This is a genomic window from Rahnella sp. PAMC25617 (genome assembly GCF_050606005.1).
Classification (GTDB): domain Bacteria; phylum Pseudomonadota; class Gammaproteobacteria; order Enterobacterales; family Enterobacteriaceae; genus Rahnella; species Rahnella variigena.
The window spans coordinates 1-18,373 of sequence record NZ_JBOCUM010000021.1; the positions used below are offsets into that span (position 1 = coordinate 1).

General features: G+C 50.5%; 18 protein-coding genes. 8 read left to right on the plus strand and 10 right to left on the minus strand.

Annotation, left to right across the window (positions count from 1 at the left end; all coding sequences use genetic code 11):
* Window positions 1–310: 310 nt before the first annotated feature.
* Window positions 311–877, minus strand: a complete 567-nt coding sequence (gene gmhB / locus ACM615_RS22535) for a D-glycero-beta-D-manno-heptose 1,7-bisphosphate 7-phosphatase (RefSeq protein ID WP_129638942.1) — start codon at window positions 875–877, stop codon at window positions 311–313.
* 179 nt (window positions 878–1,056) lie between these two features.
* Here gmhB and metN point away from each other — a divergent pair, with 179 nt between their 5' ends.
* From metN to proS, 6 genes are all read left to right on the plus strand, one after another.
* Entirely contained in the window at window positions 1,057–2,088 is a 1,032-nt protein-coding gene (metN, locus tag ACM615_RS22540) for a methionine ABC transporter ATP-binding protein MetN (protein ID WP_112288351.1), read from the plus strand.
* Complete coding sequence (locus ACM615_RS22545; protein WP_015696115.1) at window positions 2,081–2,734, plus strand: methionine ABC transporter permease MetI; 654 nt, start codon at window positions 2,081–2,083, stop codon at window positions 2,732–2,734. The genes metN and ACM615_RS22545 overlap by 8 nt, the downstream gene beginning before the upstream one ends.
* A gap of 61 nt (window positions 2,735–2,795) precedes the next feature.
* Complete coding sequence (locus ACM615_RS22550) at window positions 2,796–3,611, plus strand: MetQ/NlpA family lipoprotein (protein WP_112288350.1); 816 nt, start codon at window positions 2,796–2,798, stop codon at window positions 3,609–3,611.
* A gap of 168 nt (window positions 3,612–3,779) precedes the next feature.
* Window positions 3,780–4,187 (plus strand): Rcs stress response system protein RcsF, encoded by a 408-nt coding sequence (rcsF, locus tag ACM615_RS22555; RefSeq protein ID WP_112288349.1) that lies wholly within the window; start codon window positions 3,780–3,782, stop codon window positions 4,185–4,187.
* Window positions 4,184–4,891, plus strand: coding sequence for a tRNA (N6-threonylcarbamoyladenosine(37)-N6)-methyltransferase TrmO (gene tsaA / locus ACM615_RS22560; protein WP_431012565.1), 708 nt, complete (start codon window positions 4,184–4,186; stop codon window positions 4,889–4,891). The genes rcsF and tsaA overlap by 4 nt, the downstream gene beginning before the upstream one ends.
* Before the next feature lie 118 nt (window positions 4,892–5,009).
* Window positions 5,010–6,728 (plus strand): proline--tRNA ligase, encoded by a 1,719-nt coding sequence (gene proS, locus ACM615_RS22565; protein WP_129638940.1) that lies wholly within the window; start codon window positions 5,010–5,012, stop codon window positions 6,726–6,728.
* Between the two features lie 108 nt (window positions 6,729–6,836).
* Here the strand turns inward: proS and nlpE are convergent, their stop codons facing one another.
* The 3 genes from nlpE to ACM615_RS22580 form a co-directional block, all read right to left on the minus strand.
* Complete coding sequence (nlpE, locus tag ACM615_RS22570) at window positions 6,837–7,514, minus strand: envelope stress response activation lipoprotein NlpE (RefSeq protein WP_431012566.1); 678 nt, start codon at window positions 7,512–7,514, stop codon at window positions 6,837–6,839.
* A 65-nt stretch (window positions 7,515–7,579) separates the two neighbouring features.
* On the minus strand, window positions 7,580–8,029 hold the full coding sequence (gene arfB / locus ACM615_RS22575; protein ID WP_369921133.1) for an alternative ribosome rescue aminoacyl-tRNA hydrolase ArfB: 450 nt from the start codon (window positions 8,027–8,029) through the stop codon (window positions 7,580–7,582).
* On the minus strand, window positions 7,996–8,556 hold the full coding sequence (locus tag ACM615_RS22580; protein WP_431012567.1) for a YaeQ family protein: 561 nt from the start codon (window positions 8,554–8,556) through the stop codon (window positions 7,996–7,998). The genes arfB and ACM615_RS22580 overlap by 34 nt, the downstream gene beginning before the upstream one ends.
* A gap of 215 nt (window positions 8,557–8,771) precedes the next feature.
* Between ACM615_RS22580 and ACM615_RS22585 the strand changes: the two genes are divergently transcribed.
* Entirely contained in the window at window positions 8,772–8,972 is a 201-nt protein-coding gene (locus tag ACM615_RS22585; RefSeq protein ID WP_015696108.1) for a YaeP family protein, read from the plus strand.
* Window positions 8,959–9,219 (plus strand): Rho-binding antiterminator, encoded by a 261-nt coding sequence (rof, locus tag ACM615_RS22590; protein ID WP_112288342.1) that lies wholly within the window; start codon window positions 8,959–8,961, stop codon window positions 9,217–9,219. Before ACM615_RS22585 ends, rof begins: the two co-directional genes overlap by 14 nt.
* A 68-nt stretch (window positions 9,220–9,287) precedes the next feature.
* Here the strand turns inward: rof and ACM615_RS22595 are convergent, their stop codons facing one another.
* The 6 genes from ACM615_RS22595 to dnaE all read right to left on the minus strand — a co-directional run bounded on the left by ACM615_RS22595 (window position 9,288) and on the right by dnaE (window position 18,329).
* Complete coding sequence (locus ACM615_RS22595; RefSeq protein ID WP_431012568.1) at window positions 9,288–9,575, minus strand: c-type cytochrome; 288 nt, start codon at window positions 9,573–9,575, stop codon at window positions 9,288–9,290.
* A gap of 110 nt (window positions 9,576–9,685) precedes the next feature.
* Window positions 9,686–11,032 carry a tRNA lysidine(34) synthetase TilS gene (tilS, locus tag ACM615_RS22600; RefSeq protein ID WP_431012569.1) on the minus strand — a complete coding sequence of 449 codons (1,347 nt, stop codon included), beginning with the start codon at window positions 11,030–11,032 and terminating at the stop codon, window positions 9,686–9,688.
* A gap of 7 nt (window positions 11,033–11,039) precedes the next feature.
* Window positions 11,040–11,429: a VOC family protein gene (locus ACM615_RS22605; RefSeq protein WP_113878215.1), complete on the minus strand. Its 390-nt coding sequence runs from the start codon at window positions 11,427–11,429 to the stop codon at window positions 11,040–11,042.
* An 86-nt stretch (window positions 11,430–11,515) separates the two neighbouring features.
* On the minus strand, window positions 11,516–13,663 hold the full coding sequence (locus ACM615_RS22610; RefSeq protein ID WP_129638938.1) for a lysine decarboxylase LdcC: 2,148 nt from the start codon (window positions 13,661–13,663) through the stop codon (window positions 11,516–11,518).
* A 211-nt stretch (window positions 13,664–13,874) separates the two neighbouring features.
* Window positions 13,875–14,834, minus strand: coding sequence for an acetyl-CoA carboxylase carboxyl transferase subunit alpha (gene accA, locus ACM615_RS22615; RefSeq protein WP_101079205.1), 960 nt, complete (start codon window positions 14,832–14,834; stop codon window positions 13,875–13,877).
* 12 nt (window positions 14,835–14,846) lie between these two features.
* A complete protein-coding gene (dnaE, locus tag ACM615_RS22620; protein WP_129638937.1) occupies window positions 14,847–18,329 on the minus strand; it encodes a DNA polymerase III subunit alpha in 3,483 nt (1,160 codons plus the stop codon).
* Window positions 18,330–18,373 lie beyond the last annotated feature (44 nt).

The following is an 18,373-nucleotide window of genomic DNA, read 5'->3' on the forward strand; positions in this document are numbered from 1 at the left end:
TTTTTGCCACCGAAGTGGCTGATATCGTCTTGTGAGTGCCCACACAGATTGTCTGATAAATTGTTAAAGAGCAGTGAGTTACGCGCTTTCGCTTGCTAACTCGAGGTGGCGTATATTACGCTTTCCTCATTCAGTGTCAACCGTTTATTTCATCCGGTTGCCGCTGTTTTTAATCTTTCCGACCCGGTTACTTCGTGATGTTGTTCACGTTGTTCCCTGTCGATGGAGCGGCATTATAGGGAGTTCGATTTTAATGGCAAGCGAATAAATACAGTTTTATTTCGTTTGCCGTTTTTTTATCCAAAGACGGTTATTTTTGCGCTTTTGCTATAAAGGAAGGCAAAGCAGCAAGGCTTTCCAGCACAGCGTCAGCTGCACTTTCACTTTGTTCTGTCACCGGCTTGCCGGTACGCACTAAAATCTTATGCCCGACGCCTGCGGCGGCAGCTGCCTGCATATCTTCCAGTTTATCGCCCACCATATAAGAAGAAGACATATCAATGTTCAGCTCTTCTTTAGCCGTTAAAAACATACCCGGCAGTGGCTTACGACAATCACAAACCTGGGTAAACTCTTTAACTGTGCCTTCAGGATGATGAGGACAGAAGTAGATGCCGTCGAGATCGACACCGCGATCAGCCAGTGACCAGTCCATCCACTCGGTCAGCGTCATAAACTGATCTTCAGTAAATTTACCGCGGGCAATGCCGGACTGATTGGTCACCAGCACCAGAAGAAAGCCCATTTCCTTTAATTTAAGACAGGCGTCAATGACGCCATCAATGAACTGGAATTCATCGATTTCATGTACATAGCCGTGATCGACATTCAAAGTACCATCACGGTCGAGAAAGATTGCTGAAACAGGTTGTGCCACGAATTTGCTCCTGATACCTGATTAATGGCGTGAGTATCGCATGTTTTCACTGCCTGTGAGAATGCTAACCTGGTTGACTTAGACGTCTAGACGCCTTAGCATCCACGACATGCTACGGGGGCGATCCCCGAAGAGTTAATTTCACCACGTCACGGCAAAAAGACAGAATAAAAAATAATATGATTAAACTTTCAAACATCACCAAGGTTTTCCAGCAGGGTGCGCGCCAGATAGTCGCGCTCTCTGACGTGAGTCTTCACGTCCCTGCCGGACAAATTTACGGCGTCATCGGTTCATCCGGCGCAGGTAAAAGTACTCTGATACGCTGCGTCAATTTGCTGGAACGCCCGACCGAAGGCCAGGTATTGGTTGATGGTCAGGATCTGATGTCCTTTTCTGAAAAAGCGCTGACCCGCGCACGTCGCCAGATTGGGATGATCTTCCAGCACTTTAATCTGCTTTCGTCGCGTACCGTATTCGGCAATGTTGCGTTGCCACTGGAGCTGGACAATCTGTCTTCAGCTGACATCAAAAAACGCGTTTCTGAACTGCTGAGTCTGGTCGGCCTGGAAGATAAGCATGATGCTTACCCGGCGAATCTTTCCGGCGGACAAAAACAACGTGTGGCGATCGCTCGTGCGCTGGCCAGTAATCCGAAGGTATTGCTTTGTGATGAAGCCACCAGCGCCCTGGACCCGGCCACTACACGCGCCATTCTGGAATTGCTGAAAGATATCAACCGTCGTCTGGGATTAACCATCCTGCTCATTACCCATGAGATGGACGTCGTAAAACGCATTTGCGATCAGGTTGCGGTCATCAGCGACGGTAAACTGATTGAGCAGGATAAAGTGAGCGAGATGTTTTCTCATCCGAAAACTCCGCTGGCTCAGCAGTTCATTCAGTCCACATTGCATCTGGATATCCCGGAAGATTACGCCGTACGCATGGTGCCGGAACCAGAAACAGGTCGAGTTCCCTTACTGCGTCTTGAATTTACGGGACAGTCGGTGGATGCTCCGCTGCTTTCAGAAGCTGTACGACGCTTTGACATTAACAACAATATTATCAGTGCGCAGATGGATTATGCCGGCGGCGTCAAGTTCGGGATTATGCTGACAGAATTGCACGGTTCAGAAGAAAACACTCAGGCGGCAATTCACTTCCTGCAAGAGAATCAGGTTAAAGTAGAGGTACTCGGGTATGTCTGAGGCAATGATGTGGTTAATGGGCCGGGGTATCTGGGAAACTGTCATTATGACACTGACCTCTGGCTTTTTTGGTTTTGTGCTGGGCTTGCCTTTTGGCGTTCTGTTGTATGTAACGCGTCCGGGTCAGATTGCAGAGAATAAAAACGTTTACCGCGTGATGTCCGCGCTGGTAAATATTTTCCGTTCTATTCCTTTTATTATCCTGCTGGTGTGGATGATCCCGTTCACCCGCATGATTGTCGGTACTTCTATCGGTTTGCAGGCCGCGATTGTTCCGCTCACCGTCGGTGCGGCACCGTTTATTGCCCGTATGGTTGAGAATGCGCTGCTGGAAATTCCCAGCGGTCTGGTGGAAGCCTCCCGCGCGATGGGCGCAACACCGATGCAAATCATCCGTAAAATCTTATTGCCGGAGGCTCTGCCGGGTCTGGTCAACGCAGCCACCATCACGCTGATCACTCTCGTAGGCTATTCTGCTATGGGTGGCGCGGTCGGCGCCGGTGGTTTGGGACAAATCGGTTATCAGTACGGTTATATCGGTTACGACGCAACTGTGATGAATACGGTATTAGTCCTGTTAGTGGTTTTGGTGTATTTAATTCAATTTTGTGGCGACCGCATCGTAAAAGCAGTCACACATAAATAAGAAATGGCCGTTGTAATAGCTACCCTGTGAATGATTTATATCCGCTTATTGAGGAAAGGACATGTCTAACAAATTCAAATCCATTGCCGTTGTTGGCGCGCTTCTGGGATCGCTGGCATTAGTCGGTTGCGGACCAAAAGAACAAGATCCAAACCACATCAAAGTGGGTGTGATTGTGGGTTCAGAACAACAAGTTGCTGAAGTTGCTCAGAAAGTAGCGAAAGAAAAATATGGCCTCGACGTTGAGCTGGTGACGTTCAACGATTACGTGTTACCTAACGAAGCGCTGAGCAAAGGCGATATTGACGTTAACGCCTTCCAGCACAAGCCTTACCTGGATCAGCAGATTAAAGATCGTGGTTACAAACTGGTTCCGGTCGGTAACACCTTCGTATACCCGATCGCAGGTTACTCTAAGAAAATCAAATCTGTTGATGAACTGAAAGAAGGCGATCAGGTTGCTCTGCCAAACGACCCGACTAATCTCGGCCGTTCACTGCTGCTGCTGCAAAAAGTCGGTCTGATTAAACTGAAAGATGGCGTTGGTCTGCTGCCAACCGTTCTGGATGTGACTGAGAATCCTAAAAATCTGAAACTGGTTGAGCTGGAAGCACCACAACTGCCACGTTCACTGGATGATGCGAAAATCGCTCTGGCTGTGATCAACACCACTTACGCGAGCCAGATCAACCTGACTCCGGAGAAAGATGGCATCTTCGTAGAAGATAAAGAATCTCCGTACGTTAACCTGATCGTTGCGCGTGAAGATAACAAAGACGCTGAAAACGTGAAGAAATTCGTTCAGGCTTACCAGTCTGATGAAGTTAACGCTGCAGCGAACAAAATCTTCAACGGCGGCGCAGTTAAAGGCTGGTAATCCGTTGCTGTCAGGGAAGCAGGTTTTGCTCTGCCCCTTACGCTGTAAATATTGCTTTCATAAATAAATTCAAGGCGGGCATATGCCCGCCTTGTTATTTCCTCAATACCTTGGTTCAATAACGCCACATTCTTTCCTGTAAACATATTAAAAAGCAGAGGATATACCATGCGTGCTTTACCTCTCTGTTTGTCGGCGCTTTTGCTGGCGGGTTGTTCTTTGACTCAACATCCACAGCCAACCCCTCCTGCACCCGTTGTAAAAGAAGAGCCAAAACCAGTCAAACCTAAACCGGCTCCGGTCCGCCCTGCCCCGGTAAAACTCTATAAAGATGCTGAAGGCCTGGTTGGTAGCCCTTTCCGTGATTTAGGCGAAGTCTCCGGTGAATCCTGCCAGGGTGATCAAAATGACGCGCCGCCGAGCCTTGCTACTGCGCGTAAAAGAATGCTAACCCGTGCCTCTTATATGAAGGCCAATGCGGTATTACTGCACCAGTGCCAGATCATCAGTGGTGTGCCGGGTTGCTTCCAGCAAGCGATTTGTCAGGGTTCAGCCCTGAACGTCACGTTTAAATGACCTCATTTTCATTTGAACAAATAGGGACGATTCACTCGCCCTATAAAGAGAAGTTTGCTGTTCCGCGCCAGCCGGGTTTGATAGAGGATGGTGGCGGCGAATTACATCTGCACGCGCCTTATAACCAGCCCGAAGCCGTTCGCGGGCTGGAAGATTTCAGCCATTTATGGGTGATGTTTATTTTTCATCAGACGATGGAGGGTGGCTGGCGTCCGACCGTTCGCCCGCCGCGTTTAGGCGGGAATACGCGCACCGGCGTGTTTGCCACCCGTTCGACCTTCCGCCCCAACCCGCTCGGAATGTCTCTGGTCGAGCTGAAAGGGATCCGCTGTCAGGGGCAGAATGTTATTTTGCAACTTGGCAGTCTGGATTTGGTAGATGGCACACCTGTTGTGGATATTAAGCCTTATCTTCCCTTTGCAGAAAGCCATCCTGACGCGCGCGCCGGATTTGCCCAGCACGCACCGGATGCCGATATGCCGGTCGAATTTTTACCACAGGCTGAACGGCAGCTGGCTGAACATGCGAGGCAATATCCGCATCTGCGCCGTTTTATCACGCAGGTTCTGGGACAAGACCCCCGCCCGGCTTACCGCAAAGGCGAAGCCACCGACCGGGATTACGCTGTTCGCCTGCTGGACTTTAATGTCCGCTGGCGGGTAACGGGCTCCCTGAATCAGGTATTGTCCCTGGACAAAAACTAATTTCCTCTGCGTCTCTTTTGACAACAGCAACTCGCTGGTAAACTAAGCCACTTTTCACGTTTTGGCTGCCACTGGCAGCCTGATTGCAATTTGCAGTGCTAACGGAACAAACAACATCATGCGTACTACTCAATATCTGCTCTCTACACTAAAAGAGACGCCAGCCGACGCGGAAGTGATCAGCCATCAGCTGATGCTGCGTGCGGGGATGATCCGTAAACTGGCCTCCGGCCTGTATGTCTGGCTGCCTACCGGCTTACGCGTTCTCAAGAAAGTTGAAAACATCGTACGCGAAGAAATGAACAACGCGAACGCCATTGAAGTGTCGATGCCGGTGGTTCAGCCCGCTGATTTATGGCAGGAGAGCGGACGTTGGGAACAATATGGTCCCGAGTTGCTGCGTTTCGTTGACCGTGGCGATCGTCCATTCGTTTTGGGTCCGACCCACGAAGAAGTCATTACCGATTTGATCCGTAATGAAGTCAGCTCGTACAAACAATTGCCGCTGAATTTCTTCCAGATCCAGACCAAGTTCCGTGACGAAGTTCGTCCACGCTTTGGCGTGATGCGTTCCCGTGAATTCCTGATGAAAGACGCCTACTCGTTCCACACGACGCAGGAATCTTTGCAGGAAACGTATGATGCAATGTATGCAGCCTATAGCCAGATCTTCAACCGCATGGGGCTGGATTTCCGTGCTGTTCTCGCAGATACCGGTTCTATTGGCGGCAGCGCATCGCATGAGTTCCAGGTTCTGGCACAAAGCGGCGAAGATGATGTGGTGTTCTCTGACTCCTCTGATTTCGCGGCTAATATTGAGTTTGCTGAAGCGTTAGCACCAACGACACCACGCGCTGCACCTGCTGAAGAGATGCGTGTTGTTGAAACCCCTGATGCCAAAACCATCGCTGAACTGACAGAACAGTTCCAGGTTCCGGTTGAGAAAACCGTTAAGACCCTGATGGTCCACGCTACCGCAGAAAGCGGCCATAAGCTGGTTGCGCTGTTGGTTCGTGGTGATCACGAACTGAATGAAATCAAAGCCGAGAAATTGCCACAAGTTGCAGCACCACTGACTTTCGCAACGGAAGCTGAGATTCGTGAAATCGTGGCTGCTGGTCCGGGTTCACTCGGTCCGGTCAATCTGCCAATGCCAGTTGTCGCTGACCGCACGGTTGCCGCCATGAGCGATTTCAGTGCAGGCGCCAACATCGACGGTAAACACTATTTCGGTATTAACTGGGATCGCGATGCTGCGCTGCCAGAAGTGGCGGATATCCGTAACGTCGTTGCCGGTGATCCAAGCCCGGATGGTCAGGGTACTCTGGTTATCAAACGCGGTATCGAAGTCGGTCATATCTTCCAGCTGGGTACCAAATACTCAGAAGCAATGAATGCCACTGTTCAGGGCGAAGATGGCAAAAACCAGGTGATGACCATGGGTTGTTACGGTATCGGCGTGACCCGTGTGGTTGCTGCAGCGATTGAACAGAATCACGATGATCGCGGCATTATCTGGCCGGATGCTATCGCACCATTCCAGGTCGCTATTCTGCCAATGAACATGCATAAATCTTTCCGCGTGAAAGATGCGGCAGAAGCGTTGTACAAAGAACTGCGCTCACACGGTATTGATGTGATCCTCGACGATCGTAAAGAACGCCCGGGCGTCATGTTTGCAGATATGGAACTGATCGGCGTTCCACATCACGTAGTGATTGGTGATCGTAATCTGGATGCTGAAGAGCTGGAATACAAAAACCGTCGCACCGGCGAAAAACAGATGATCAAACAAGGCGATATCGTTGAATATCTGCTGAGTCAGATCCCGCGTTAAGAGCGGACAACGATTTTTTGACGTAAAAAATGCCCGCTTTATGCGGGCATTTCTCTTTTTGTGCAATTCAGTTTGTACTGCACAGGCTGCTTTTGTTTTAAGGGTGTATTATGGGCAGGATTTCGTTGCGTCAAACTTAACATTTTTATCCGCCACGACAGCTTTCTGCATCCGTCCTTCTTCCATTGACGGTTCGGTCATAAAATGCCCCTCCATCGAAAGGAAAACTAGCTGGTTAGGTGCTTTGCGCGCCGCAAGATAGCCTTCTTCCAGTGATTTATTTGCCGATATAGGGAACACTTTACCGGTCGCACAATCTTTAAATGACGCAGCGTCCGCGCTGTATTGCATCATTCCGCTCAGTGTCATCGGCGTCTTAGGCAAACTTTGCTGCACCGGCTTCAGGGTATAGTTGAACTGAGAAGTGATAGGCTCGCCGCTCATATCCAGCATTTCCAGATTTTCATCTTTCGGATGGAAGTAGCGTTTCTCACCATCGTTTCCAGTCAGTACCAGTTTGTCGGCCGTCCGCGCCCAGCTTCCGTAACTGGCGAATGCCTGATCGCCGTCTTTACTTCCCTGATAAATTTCCTGCAGGATATAGGTTCCGTCCTGTTGCAGGAAAAGTGACGTCTTCAGGCCACTGCAATCGGCACAAGGCAACACACCGCTGTAACTTTGCTGCATCGCCTGCAAAGGTTTCTCATGGTTAAATGCGGCGGTATGACAGCCGAACAATGATAACGCCCCGAGCGCCAGCACAGCTCCTGTAATGATTTTTTTCACAGTTTCTCCCCTACTGCTATTCCACAGTGCTGCGATAAAAATTGTCCTGCAGCACGAATTTAGGGCTAACGTATTTTGCCCCGCAATGCTTTCGTCGCACCCTTGCGAACTTTACTTTCTACCCGACGAATTTTAGACCCCCGGGTGGGTTTTGTTGCACGGCGCGGTTTCTCTACCACCATCGCTTGTGAAATCAATGCCCCAAGCCGTGCCAGAGCGGCTTCACGGTTCATCTCCTGACTCCGGTATTCCTGGGCCTTGATAATTACCCAGCCGTCAGCGGTAACAGAATGATGATTGAACGCCAGTAACCGCTCTTTGTAATATTCTGGCAAACTCGACGCTTTAATATCAAAGCGTAAATGAATAGCCGTTGATGTTTTATTGACGTTCTGACCGCCGTTACCCTGAGCGCGTATCGCGGTCAATTCAACTTCGCTGTCGGGTATTTCCACTTTTCCGGAAAGTATTAGCACGCTGATTACCTGATTTCTTTTACAACAGACTCTTTCCATTCAGAAAAATGAATTTCTAAATTACTCTGAGCATCAGAAAGCCAGATAGTTCCGTCCTGCAACGTTGCCTGTAAATTCATAGTACGGCTGCCAAAAGCAGTCAGCTGAGTCAGTAACTCATCTTCTATATAACGGATGCGCAGGTTCTCAAAACCTCTGACTTTCCCTTCGATTTGCGACCACCAGACTTTCGCCGCACGCTCACCATACGCGTAAAGTACGACTTCGCGCGATTGGTTACAGGCCTTTTTCAGACGCTTCTCATCAGGCAATCCTAATTCAACCCACAATTCGATACCGTTGTGGTCATTCTTACGCCAGATTTCCGGTTCATCTTCCGCGCTTAATCCGCGGGTAAACGCCAGTCTTTCGTCGGCATGATAAATCCATGCCAGCAAACGCAGCATCATGCGTTGTTCTGTTTCGGAAGGATGCTGCGCCAGTGTCAGGCTGGCATCATGAAAGAAATTGCGATCCATATCGGCGATATTGACTGCTGCTTTATAAATAGTTGCTTTTAACGCCATGGTAAACCCCTTGATAATAGACGCACAGTGTACTTGAAAGCGTCCTGCCGCGACCAGTTTTCCCCCGATGGTCATCCTCAATAATGGCTTTACGCAAACGATTTACCTTTACAGGCCGGCTAATAACTCACACTCTCCTGTGCTATAGTCGTTAAATACTGAGAGTTTATCTTTCTGCGCTTTCCTCAGAGGGATACGCTTTTTAGGGAGAACTTATGCAACAATACTGTGAGTTGGTACGCCGTAAATATTCTGAAATCGCCAGTGGCGATCTCGGATATGTGCCCGATGCGTTGGGCTGTGTATTGAAAGCATTGGACGAAGTGGCAGCAAATGCTGAACTTCCGTCTTCCGTTAGGGACCAGGCGGCCTATGCCGCCGCTAACTTATTGGTGAGCGATTATGTCGATGAATGATGAGTACCAACCCATCAATTGCGATGACTACGATAATCTCGAGCTCGCCTGCCAGCATCACCTGGTTTTGACGCTGAAGATGCGTAGCGGAGAAATTGTTGAGGCAAAAGCCAACGATCTGTTAATGCGTAAAAAGGTGGAATATCTGGTGGTTGATGCGAACGGCGAGCAACGGGATCTTCGTTTAGATCACATTGAAAGCTTTAGCCATCCGGAAATTGGCACCGTTGTGGTCAGCGCTGAATAGCCTCAACTGTCGTCAGTTTACCTAACGGGCAATCTCAGGATTGCCTGTTTGCATTTCTGTGGGCAGACTTATTTCAGCGGCGTCAGACTGGCGTAATACGCCGACAAATCACTGATATCCTGATCGGATAATGACGAACTAAAAGCCTGCATCACGCCTGCCTGCCCGCCACTTCTCTCACCTTTCTTATAAGCATGCAGTGAAAGCGCCATATAATAGGCATTTTGGCCTGCCAGATTAGGGTAAATTGAATTAACGGCTTTACCCGTTGCGCCATGGCACGCCGCGCAACTAACGGATTTTGACTGCCCGTCAGCAATGTTACCGCCTGCCAATGCCGGTAAAGAGATTAGCATTAACGCCACGCTCCCTATTACTGCCCTTATCACTGTTTTTTCAACGACTGTCACCTGCATCAGCACTCCCCGGGCGAATATGGTTCACCCAAATAAACTGTTCTATTCTTTTATGGAAGAGCCGACCAGACGATCTGCCACTGCGCTTCATTATTTTCGGGCTGAGACTGGCGGGTGGTGAACAATCCCGGTGCAGCCATCAGTTGTTCATTGTAATAAATCAATGGAATACGATCCCGCTGCCACGGCGGAACGCCCAGTTCAGACCAAAGTTTTTTGGCCTGACGCGCCCGATCCCGTCCGACTTTTTCGATAACACCGTGCGCCTTAAAACGCACAGTGACCTTTTCATCAGTGCGGGGCTGGCGGATCACATATTCAGCCGCCTGCAACCCAGGATCTGGATCGACCTTCAGATATCCCAGACCGTCGGGTAACGTTAATTTCTCATCCGGCTCCCAGCGGATAACTACATCTTTCAGTGGCTGGAATTCTGGTAATAAATATAAACGCTGGCGAAAACGCCTGATGACCAAAGAGCCGAGCACTAACTGTGCCTGCGCATCTTCGCGGCTGAGTGCCACCTCGTCCCATATTCTTTGCAGTTGTTCCCGCGAAGGCATCTTTGCACCACACGATGCCAGCCAGCGACGCAATAACGCAGAGCGCCTTACTGCCGAAAACGCCTTCAAACCCTCGACTGACAAACTACCCTCATCGTCATTTAACGCTGTGAGCGACTCACTGAGCAATTCATCCAGTAACGTCTCCTGCTCTGCGCAGAGCAAAGCGCTACGGGCTGTAGCCGAGGCAAAATGCGGCCAGCGCTGATAAAGAGCAGGCAAAATGTCGAGTCGCAGAAAATTGCGATCAAAGCGGGCATCCCGGTTACTGTCGTCTTCAATCCAGCTGAGCTGAAGCCGTGCCGCACACTCTTCAAGCTGCTCACGGCTGAGATCCAGCAAAGGCCGCAACAAACGATAACCGTGAACCGAACTGTCCGCACTCATCGCGGAAAGACCGGCGGGGCCGCTGCCACGCTTAAGCGCCAGCATGAAGGTTTCACATTGATCGTTGAGATGCTGCGCGGTCAGTAAGATTTCATTCTCAGCCAGATTACCGGCAAAAACCTGATACCGCGCCGTTCTCGCGGCGGCTTCAATGCCGCCTTTATGCGCATCGACCTGAACTTTAACGGCGGAAAAAGGAATATTACGCTGATGACAAAACGTCTGGCAGTGCGCCATCCAGTCATCGGCAAACTGACTTAATCCGTGGTGAATATGCAGCGCACGCAGTTCGACCTGCGGTAGCGTGGTATCACGTAACTCTGCCAGCCCGGCCAGCAGGACAGAAGAATCCAGCCCGCCACTGAACGCCACGCAAAGTTTTCGTGCGTCACCGATTTTATGGCGCAGATGTTCAGTCAGAAATGTCGCGGCAATTTTTGAGTTCATAGAATATTCAGAGTTCGTACAGTTCCAGCGGCAAACCATCAGGATCGTTAAAGAAGGTGAATTTTTTACCGGTATACGGATCGATTCTTACCGGTTCACTGACAACACCCGCCGCAGTGAGCGCAGAAATGGACTGTTCGATATCCTCCACGCTGAAAGCAAGATGGCGCAATCCACAGGCTTCCGGACGACTTGGTCGTTCCGGTGGTCGTGGGAAGCTGAATAGCTCAATGGTGTACTGACCGTTTAGCGCCAGATCGGCCTTCCAGGAATCACGCTCTTCACGGTAAAACTCGCCCTGCAACGTGAACCCGAGAATGTCGCAGTAAAAGTGTTTACTGGCCTCATAATCGGAACCAATAATAGCAATGTGATGGATCTGGCGAAGGTTAAGCATAGTCATGTCCTGTTGATTTCTGAGGTGAACGTTACTCAGGCTGTCCGGAGTCGTCAATAAAAAGCCCTCACGAAGAGGGCTGTTTGTTACTCCGCTTCCGGAAGTTTTAAGACTTTCACCAGATAGCGTCCGTCTTCTGTGAGCCGCGTTCCATGAATATCGGTTTCAAAGCCAGGATAACGCTCGCCTATTGAGCACAGCATAATCAGGAAATCGAGCACCGCGCGGCTTTCCTCGGTGATCATCTCTCCCGGCATCACCACCGGCACGCCCGGCGGATAAGGCAGGATCATGTTGGCGGATACTTTGCCGATCAGCTCATCGATATCACATTCATCAATATGGCCGCGAACCTGATGCTGGAACATTTCGTACGGCGTCATTTTCATTTCCGGCAGCACATCAAAGGCTTCCAGCATTAACCGCGGCAAGTCGTGGCGGACGATCAGCTTGTGGATCCCCTGCGCCAGATCCTGAATACGCATGTTGCGGTAAAAATCAGGATCTTCCGCGTAGAGATCTGGCAGCATATTCTTGACCCGCAAATTGAGATCATAACTGCGTTTGAAATCGGTCAGCCCGCGCATCAGGCTCATAGATTTAGTTTTATCAATGCCGATACTGAACAGGAAAAGCAGATTGTAGGGGCCGGTTTTTTCCACCACCACGCCGCGCTCATCCAGGAATTTCGCCACTAACGCCGCCGGGATCCCCTCATCTTCCAGCTTACCCATTTCATTCATGCCGGGTGTCAGAATGGTCACTTTGATCGGATCCAGATACATATGATCGGTATCAGCGTTGGCAAAACCGTGCCAGTTTTGATCCGGATCCAGCGGCCAGCATTCAGCTTCATCAATATGTTCGGGCTGCCAGATATCGAAGAACCAGCCGTCAGTCTCTTCGCGCAGCCTTTGGATCTCTTTACGGAAATGCAGCGCACGTTCAACTGATCGGTTGATCAGACGTCGGCCGGGGTTCCCGCGCAACATCGCCGCTGCGGTTTCCGCCGAAGCGACAATACCGTAGTTTGGCGAGGTGGTGGTGTGCATCATGTAGGCTTCATTAAACGTGCTTTCGTTATAATCGCCCTTAATGTGGATCATCGAAGCCTGCGAGAAAGCCGCCAGCAATTTGTGCGTCGACTGCGTTTCATAGATGACTTTCCCCGGGATCCGTTCCCCGCTCATTCCGCTTTTGCCATCATAAATCGGATGGAAGTTGGTATACGGCACCCATGCGGAATCAAAATGAATCGACGGAACATCCAGCGTGTTCTTGATGTAATCGGTGTTGTACAACAAGCCATCGTAGGTGGAATTGGTGATGACGGCATGAACCGGCCAGGTAGCATTCGCGGTCTGGGCAATTTTCTCTTCGATGCTTTCGCGGGTGAATTCACGCTGCGGGATACCACCAAGAATACCGTAAGCATTGCGGTTCGGCCGCAAATAGACCGGCACGATATTAGTCATCATCATCAGATGCGCGAGTGATTTATGACAGTTACGGTCAATCAGCACCGTGCTCCCTGCCGGTGCCGCATACATGCCGACAATTTTGTTCGCCGTCGAGGTTCCATTGGTAACGATATAACTCTGTTCAGAGCCAAACGTCCGCGCGATATATTCTTCGGCCTCAAGATGCGGGCCGGTATGATCGAGCAAAGAACCCAGCTCAGTTACCGAAATCGACACATCCGCTTTCAGCGTTTTAGCGCCGAAAAAATCATAGAATAGCGTTCCAACCGGACTTTTCAAAAAAGCCGTACCGGCCATATGCCCGGGTGTACAGAAGGTGTATTTCCCTTCTTCCACATAGGTGAATAACGCTTTTGTCAGCGGCGGCGTGATCGTATCGATATATTCATCGGTGTACTGACGGACGCGTTTGGCAATGTCATCTGCGGCACTCAGCGCATATTCAAAGAAATACAGCACCATACGCATTTCATTGACGTCAACGTCCAGTGTCGAATGCGTATTGATGAAAGCATAAAGCGGCAGGTATTCATTAAGTTCGTTTATTTCGGTACACAACTCTTCGCTGTGCTGATCCCAGTCGAAAATCGCGCCGCAGATCCGCGCATTGTTTTCGATGAGTTTGAGTAAGTCAGCCCGGTCACGCGGATAAATTATCTGAAACCCAAGAAGCGTCAGTGCGCTATCCAGTTCGCGGATTGGCTCCTCTTTGTAGTAAGCCCCTTCCGGGCGCATGATAGCGATAATATTCATCTGACAAATCCTTCTGTTGTTTTTCTCTCAGATATTAATAGAAACACGGTTGCCCGCTGCTGTGTACCCTTTGTGGGTGAGTTTAGGGTAAAACGGGAAGACTTTAAGATTACAGGTAAGATTGCAGGAAAAATCGGGCGTGAAATGAACGGGGAAACAGGCAATAAAAAAGGCCATGCATAAGCATGGCCTTTTCAAAATCACTCGCAAATCAGCAATAACCGTAAGTCATCAGACGCTGATAACGACGGTTGCGCAGTTCTTCAGTGCTGAGAACATCCAGATCGCTGAGATCAGCTTCCAGTTGCGCACGAAGAGAAGCGGCCATGGCTTCCACGTTGCGGTGAGCGCCACCCAAAGGCTCCGGGATCACAGAGTCGATCAGTTTCAGCTCTTTCAGGCGCGGCGCAACAATACCCATTGCTTCCGCAGCCAGAGGCGCTTTATCCGCGCTCTTCCACAAGATAGACGCACATCCTTCCGGTGAAATGACCGAATAGGTGCTGTATTGCAGCATGTTAACTTTGTCGCCAACGCCGATCGCCAGTGCGCCACCGGAACCACCTTCACCGATAACGGTGCAGATAACCGGAACATTCAGGCGGGACATTTCGCGCAGGTTACGGGCGATAGCTTCAGACTGACCACGTTCTTCAGCGCCAACACCAGGATAAGCACCCGGAGTGTCGATAAAGGTGATGATTGGCAGTTTGAAACGTTCTGCCATTTCCATCAGGCGTAACGCTTTGCGATACCCTTCAGGTGCAGGCATACCGAAGTTACGACGAATCTTCTCTTTGGTTTCACGGCCTTTTTGATGACCAATGATCATCACGGCACGTTCACCTAAACGGGCGATACCGCCAACGATAGCTTTATCGTCTGCAAAGGCACGGTCACCTGCGAGTTCATCAAAATCGGTAAAGATATGTTTGATGTAATCCAGGGTGTAAGGGCGACGAGGATGGCGCGCCAGTTGGGCAATTTGCCAGGCACCCAGATCAGAGAAAATCTTACGGGTCAGTTCAACGCTCTTTTCGCGCAAGCGTGCAACTTCTTCGTCCAGATTAATATCTAATTTTTCGTCTTGACGGCTGACTGCAGTCAGCGAGTCAATTTTCGCTTCCAGTTCCGCAATCGGCTGTTCAAAATCAAGAAAATTCAGACTCATAGCATTCCTATTTTAGTCAAATTCCAGTTCCACCTGCTCACTACCGACCAGGCCTCGCAAATCCAGCAACAGTTTGTCCGTTGGCGTAACACGCCATGACGCCCCGAATCGTAGCCGGGCTCTTGCGTTTTCTCGTTGGTAATACAGATGCACTGGTATCGTCCCCGATCGATGTGGTTCCAACGATTGGCGGAGACGGTTCAAAAGCTGGTCATCAATTTGCCTGTCAGTCAGCGATATAGCAAGACCGCGAGCATATTTTTCCCGTGCTTCACTGATGTCCATTACATCGCGGGCCATCATTTTAAGCCCGCCACTGAAGTCATCAAAGCTGACCTGTCCTGTGGCGATAAGGATACGGTCTTTTTCCAATAAATGCTGAAATTTTTCCAATGCTTCGGTGAACAACATGACTTCCAGACGACCTGAGCGGTCATCCAATGTACAGATCCCAATGCGGTTGCCGCGCTTGGTGACCATAACGCGTGCAGCGAGCACCAGTCCCACTGCGACGGTCATTTTTCCCCGTTCCGTCGGGTGCATATCTTTCAAGCGCTGGCCACCGCCATAACGCTCGATTTCTTTCAGATACTGAGTGATCGGATGGCCGGTCAGATAGAGTCCGAGCGTCTCGCGCTCGCCATCCAGCACCGTTTGTTCCGGCCACGGCATCACGTTAGCGTAGGATTTCTCGACTTGTTCCGGCGCTTCGGCCAGAACACCAAACATATCCACCTGTCCAATTGCTTCAGCTTTCGCATGCTGATCCGCCGCTTTCAATGCGTCAGGCAGAGAACTCATCAGTGCGGCACGATGCGGCCCAAGGCGGTCAAAGGCACCGGACATGATCAGCTTTTCGAGAATGCGTTTATTCAGTTTTTTAACGTCAGCGCGGGCGCAGAGATCAAACAGCTCTTTGAAATAACCACCTTCGTTACGCGCTTCGATAATGGCTTCAATCGGGCCTTCGCCCACGCCTTTGATGGCGCCAATACCGTAGACAATTTCACCTTCGTCGTTCACGTGGAAATGGTACAAACCGCTGTTAATGTCCGGCGGCAGAATCTTCAATCCCATACGCCAGCATTCATCGACCAGCCCGACCACTTTTTCGGTGTTATCCATATCCGCGGTCATTACCGCCGCCATGAATTCTGCCGGATAGTGCGCTTTAAGCCACAGCGTCTGATACGACACTAATGCATAAGCGGCTGAGTGAGATTTGTTAAAACCATAACCGGCGAATTTCTCTACCAGGTCGAAGATTTTAATCGCCAGTTCGCCGTCAATTCCGCGAGATTTGGCACCATCTTCAAAGCCGCCGCGCTGCTTGGCCATTTCAACCGGGTTTTTCTTACCCATCGCACGACGAAGCATGTCTGCGCCACCCAGCGAATAACCCGCCAGAACCTGCGCAATCTGCATGACCTGTTCCTGGTAAAGGATAATGCCGTAAGTCGGCTCCAGTACAGGTTTCAGGGATTCATGCTGCCACTGAATATCCGGGTAGGAAATCTCTTCGCGCCCGTGTTTACGGTCGATAAAGTTATCTACCATGCCTGACTGCAAAGGCCCCGGACGGAACAGCGCCACCAGTGCGATCATATCTTCGAAACTGTCGGGCTTCAGACGTTTGATCAAATCTTTCATACCGCGCGATTCAAGCTGGAATACCGCTGTGGTTTCCGAGCGTTGCAGCATGTCGAAGCTTTTCTTGTCATCTAACGGGATGGCAGCAATGTCCAGCGGCGGCTCACCGGCTTTCTCGCGGCGGGCGTTAATCATTGCCAGCGCCCAGTCGATGATGGTCAGCGTACGCAGACCGAGGAAGTCAAACTTCACCAGCCCGGCATATTCCACGTCGTTTTTATCGAACTGGGTAACCGGGTGGTTACCTTCAGCATCGCAATATAGCGGCGCGAAGTCGGTAATTTTGGTTGGCGCGATGACCACCCCACCGGCGTGTTTACCGGCGTTACGGGTGACACCTTCAAGCTGACGAGCCATGTCGATCAGCGACTTAACTTCTTCGTCAGCCTCATAAATTTCTGGTAGCTGTGGTTCTGCTGCAAACGCTTTTTCAAGCGTCATACCTGGGTCAGGTGGCACCAGTTTTGAAATACGGTCAACGAAACCGTAAGGGTGACCGAGGACGCGCCCTACATCGCGGATAACCGCTTTGGCAGCCATCGTACCGAAAGTGATGATCTGCGAAACCGCTTCACGACCGTACATTTCGGAGACGTGATCGATAACCCGGTCGCGTTTCTCCATGCAGAAATCGACGTCGAAGTCGGGCATGGAAACACGTTCAGGGTTGAGGAAACGTTCGAACAGGAGGTCAAACTCGAGCGGATCCAGATCGGTAATTTTCAGCGCATATGCAACCAGCGAACCGGCACCGGAACCACGCCCGGGACCTACCGGCACGCTGTTATCCTTCGACCACTGGATGAATTCCATTACGATCAGGAAGTATCCCGGGAATCCCATCTGGTTGATAACTTTGAGTTCGATATCCAGACGCTCGTCATACTCAGGACGTCGTTGTGCGCGCACTTGCGGATCAGGGAATAAAAACTCGAGGCGCTCTTCCAGTCCGATTTTTGATTTCTCGACCAGGAAATCTTCCGTGGTCATATCGCCGGTCGGGAATTGCGGCAGAAAATATTCGCCCAGACGGATAGTCACGTTACAACGTTTGGCGATTTCCACGCTGTTTTGCAGCGCTTCGGGGACATCTTCAAACAGCTCGCACATTTCGTCTTCACTGCGCATATATTGCTGCGAAGTGTAATTACGCGGGCGTTTAGGATCGTCGAGAGTGAAACCGTCGTGGATAGCAACGCGGATTTCATGGGCATCAAAGTCAGTCGGCACCATAAAACGTACGTCGTTGGTGGCCACAACCGGCAAGCCACGCTCTGTCGCCAGCGCAACGGCAGCATGAAGATAGTTTTCTTCTTCTGCACGGCCGGTGCGAATTAATTCGAGGTAATAGCGGTCAGGGAAATATTGCCGGTAGAAATCCAGACACTGATTGACCTGCAAATCATTGCCGCGGGTCAGAAACTTACCTACGTCCCCCATTCTCGCGCCGGAAAGCAGTATCAGCCCTTCGTTCAGTTCAGCAAGCCATTCGAGGTCGACAATCGGACCGGCCGCGCCATAACCACGCTGGTAAGCTCTGGAGATGAGCAGGGTCAGATTTTGATAGCCCTGATTATTCATCGCCAGCACGGTCAGTTGAGCAAGCTCATCACCGAGGATTTCACTCTGAACATTCAGGTCTGCGCCGATAATCGGTTTAATACCGGCGCCGTGCGCCGCACCGTAAAATTTCACCAGTCCGCAAAGGTTGGTGAAATCGGTAATGGCCAGAGCGGGCATGCCGAGTGACGCTGCGCATTTCACCAGCGGGCCCACTTTCGCGAGCCCATCCACCATGGAGTAGTCGCTATGTACACGCAGATGAATAAAACGAGGTTCGGCCATATCCAGAGTCCAGAAATGAGTGAATTAAGGGTTGTATACCCCGC